This window comes from Brunnivagina elsteri CCALA 953 (assembly GCF_002289455.1).
In the GTDB taxonomy this organism is placed as follows: domain Bacteria; phylum Cyanobacteriota; class Cyanobacteriia; order Cyanobacteriales; family Nostocaceae; genus Brunnivagina; species Brunnivagina elsteri.
The window spans coordinates 1-2,336 of sequence record NZ_NTFS01000647.1; the positions used below are offsets into that span (position 1 = coordinate 1).

Below are 2,336 nucleotides of genomic sequence, written 5' to 3' on the forward strand. Positions count from 1 at the left end.
TATTTTCTGATTTAGTGGACGACACAGAAACTGTATGAACCAAAATAGCCTAAAAAGGCACAAAGTCAACAGCCTAGCTCTAGCCTCATTTCTAGCGACAGAACCAAATAAAGCTAGAGAAAGAACACCTAAGCTTTGTAAATTTGTTAATATACTCGTCAGACTTGCGATCGCATCTTCACGTTGCATAAGATTTATCCAGAATTTCAACCCGGAATTGACATATTTCTAATCTAACAATGCTGTCATCATCAAATTATCTCCAAAATCTAAACTCCCATCAATTCCAATAATGCTGCCGTAGAAATCTTCCCACTAACATCAGCACCTTCCAACAAACTATCAGCTAAATCTCTTTTATGCTGGTGCAAATCGACTATTTTATCTTCAATAGTATCCTTTGCTACCAATCTATAAATAGTAACAGGACGTTGTTGTCCAATACGGTGAGCGCGATCGCTTGCTTGGTCTTCCACTGCTGGATTCCACCAAGGGTCCATGTGAATTACGTAGTCGGCTGCCGTCAAATTTAATCCCGTACCTCCAGCTTTGAGGCTAATTAAAAATACATCTCCATCCCCAGCTTGAAAGGCATCTACGCGCTTTTTTCGTTCCTTTGCGGGGGTACTACCATCCAAGTATTGATACTTAATATTGTTATCTTCGAGGTACTTTTTAATTATTTGTAAATGGTCTACAAATTGACTAAATACCAGCGCTTTGTGACGATTTTCGAGTAAATCTGCCAAAACTTCGCCAAAAAGTTGTAATTTGGAACTGAGTAAATCGCTTTCTGGCACCACCAAACGGGAGTTACAACAAGCACGACGTAAGCGCATAATTTCCGCAAGTACTTGGAGATGTTTTTGCCCTGCGGTTGCCTCGCTGTCGGTAAGTTTGGAAATCGCTTCTCGACGCAGTGCTTCGTAAAACGCCATTTCTTCTTGACTAAGTTCGACATGGAGTAAAATTTCGGTGCGGGAAGGTAATTCCTGGAGAACTTGATTTTTTGTGCGTCTTAATAGAAAAGGTTGGATGAGTTTTTTGAGTTTGTTCCTTGCTTGTTTGTCTTGATATTTCTCGATGGGGATGGCAAAGCGCTGGTTGAAGCTGTCAAAGGAACCGAGTAAACCGGGGTTGATAAATCTAAATAGGTTCCATAGTTCCCCTAAATGGTTTTCAATTGGGGTTCCGGTAGTAATTAATTTGAAACCACCTTTGAGGTTCATTGCCGCTTGGGAACGTTTGGTGGTCATGTTTTTGATGGCTTGGGCTTCGTCGAGGACTATGGTTTGCCACTCGATTTGTGATAGCATTTGGGCGGCTTCTTCTTGCTGTAATAAGCCATAACTACAAACTACCATATCAAATGGTTGCAATCCATCAAGGATTTTTTGACGGTTGCCTGTACCAAATTGGATGATATTTAACGTTGGGGCAAATTTCTCGGCTTCGCTAATCCAGTTCATACATACGGAAGTGGGAGCAACAATTAAACTTGCACCAGCTTGGGCATGGGTTAAAATTACAGCTAAAGCTTGGATGGTTTTACCTAGTCCCATTTGGTCAGCTAAACATGCTCCCACTCCCCAATGAGCGAGTCTTGCCATCCAATTAAAGCCTTCTAGTTGATATTCCCGTAACTCTGCTTGGAAGGTAGAAGGAAGTTCAGGGTGGAAATTTTGGACTTCTTTGAGACGTTGGATATGTTCTTTCCAATGTTTATCAGCTTTGAGTTTTCCGACTTCATCAACAAAATCTTCCAATCCGAAGCTAGCGAGGGGATGGAAACGGATACCTTTACCGTTTCTTTCCGAATACATCCGTAATTCATCCAAACGCTTGCGAAAAGATTCTGTTAAAGCGACAAATTGTCCATCTCCCAGGGGAATAAACCGACTTGGGGTACGTTCGAGTAATGCCAACAGGTTCTGCATATCCAGCACTAAGTTGTCGTCGAGTTTTAATTCCCCACTGGCAGCAAACCAATCCTGTTGACGCTGAATATTCAAACTAAAATCTTTTAAATCTGCATGGTGATTGACGCGAAATCTTTCACCTTCGGGATGCTCAATCACTACCGTATCACCCAAAGCTTGCAATTCTAAAAGTAATTCCAAACAGTCTTCCGGTTCGGGAATTTGCCATTCCCCATCCTGCTTTTCAATCCTAGTTAAAGTTGGACAGGATGCGATCGCAGTTTCTGCTTGTTGTTTTTCGGCTTTCAAATTGCGTTTGGTTTGCAGTCGTTTCCCTGATATTTCCGCAATCACGGTTTCTCCACCAGTTCCTGGACGAAAGTAGGAACCTCCGTTCCCAAATGGACATGATAAAAA

At 41.9% G+C, this 2,336-nt stretch carries 1 protein-coding gene and 1 pseudogene; both read right to left on the reverse strand.

Annotation, left to right across the window (positions count from 1 at the left end):
• A pseudogene (locus CK510_RS33105) lies at positions 1 to 189 on the reverse strand (hypothetical protein); the annotation flags it as partial.
• Between the two features lie 80 nt (positions 190 to 269).
• Positions 270 to 2,336, reverse strand: a 2,067-nt coding sequence (locus tag CK510_RS29470; protein WP_143289506.1) for a DEAD/DEAH box helicase, incomplete at its 5' end; no start/stop codon positions are given.